The sequence below is a fragment of the Ruminococcus sp. RTP21358st1_G6_RTP21358_211008 genome (assembly GCF_040908885.1).
GTDB classification, from domain to species: Bacteria; Bacillota; Clostridia; order Lachnospirales; family Lachnospiraceae; genus Blautia_A; species Blautia_A faecis.
This window is the reverse complement of record NZ_JBDGDM010000106.1, coordinates 1-1,660: the sequence shown is the minus strand read 5'-3', so window position 1 is coordinate 1,660 and position 1,660 is coordinate 1. Positions and strand designations below refer to the sequence as shown.

General features: G+C 31.0%; 1 protein-coding gene. It reads left to right on the top strand.

Features of this window, described 5'->3' with window-relative positions; all coding sequences use genetic code 11:
- Positions 1–227: 227 nt before the first annotated feature.
- The gene (locus tag AB5Z12_RS20715) at positions 228–1,601 is read left to right on the top strand and encodes an ATP-binding protein (protein ID WP_368357539.1); all 1,374 of its coding nucleotides are present in this window, start codon (positions 228–230) and stop codon (positions 1,599–1,601) included.
- Positions 1,602–1,660 lie beyond the last annotated feature (59 nt).

Below are 1,660 nucleotides of genomic sequence, written 5' to 3'. Positions count from 1 at the left end.
TTATTTTACTCTGAGGTATTTTTTTCTCAACCTTCTTTCTCGGAATTCCTTATATTTAAATTATATAAGAAGCTCCTTCTTTTCTTTGTTGTCCAGCTCCGTGCTTACTAGATATTCGTTCCTTATATGTATTACAAATCATAATTTTCCATACTTAGTTTAATAATGGATAATTAGCAATTATCCATTATTAAAAGATTTCGTGCATTAAAAGGATGAAAGATAACATGAGTTTTGCCACAGACAATTGGGAAGAGTTTGAAAAACTTTCAATCAGCATATTAGAGACATATTTACCAGCAGATTCTGAAATCAGTTATTCTATCACACATACTCCCAATCGCAAGGATGGTGGTTATGATGGACTTATTATAATCGCTTCAGGTAATGAGAACATAGATCAATGTAAAATATTATCAGAATCAAAGCTCCGCGAACTGTCAAATAAAGATCTGCCTATGTCCGACTTTTCCAAAACATTGATTATAGCAATCAATTTAATGGCGCAGAAAATATACATCTTTACAAACCTACATTATTCCACTGAAACCCAGAAACGAATACATAAATTTTCCAGTTTTTCAAATATACAAGTAGAGCTTGTTGATATCTTTGAGGTATCCGACAGAGTAAAAGAATTATATAAAACTTTGAAGGCTACATATTCACCTTCCTTTTTGAAACAATTAATAGATTCTGTAAGTACTCATCCGGTTTCCAAACGAGTATCATCTGAGAAAAAAGTACACATTACTTCATTGAACAAACTTATTGGATCAGATAGAAACTATCAGTTGGATCAGTGCTATAAGGCTATTTCCGGGAAAAAGGGTATTGTCATTATAAAAGGGTGCTCAGGCTGTGGAAAGTCCTTTTTTATTGAGCATTTACTTAATAAAATGTATAGAGAAAGTTCAATTCCTTATCATAAAATTAATATGGAAGAATTTTCTACCGTGCAGGCATTTCTGCTAAAAATTCTTTCATCTATTTGGAATATTGATACTTTGGATATTACGAATTTTTCTGAGCAGGATATAAATGAAATAACGGATTATTTATCTGAAGAAGAATTAAGCATCCGTTCAAGAGCCTCCTTGTTAAATATTCTGAAACCGAAATCTGTGCCAAATGAAACGCAGCAGGATATCTTACAGTTTTACTTTTTTGAATATTTATATCGCATATATGTGCCTATATTAAGGAGAAAAAAACAGGTTATATATTTTGATAATCTGGATTACGCTTCTGGTTCAGCTTTTCAAATTTTAAATAAATTTATAAAAAAATTTGAAAAGGAAAATATTTTACTTTTACTTGAAATTAGAACCGATATTAAGAAATGTGAAGATTTTCTGTCGCATCTTATGAGAGACGTTCCTGTTATATATATAACAGAAATCAAGGAATTCGATTCCGTAGAATTAAGCCAGTATTTTGAATATAAGTATAAAAATGAATTTTCCTATGAGGAAGAAAAGGCTTTGAAGAAAATTCTACCGAGAACTCCTTTGCTCATTGATACTGTTACAGAACTATTCAGACATGATTTGGGAATGAGAGGCTCTTTATACACTCTGGATACAATGCTAGCAATATAGTGTCAACTTAAGCCAGTTATATTGGCTCATCTGTTCCTTGAAAACTAAATAGTAAAAAT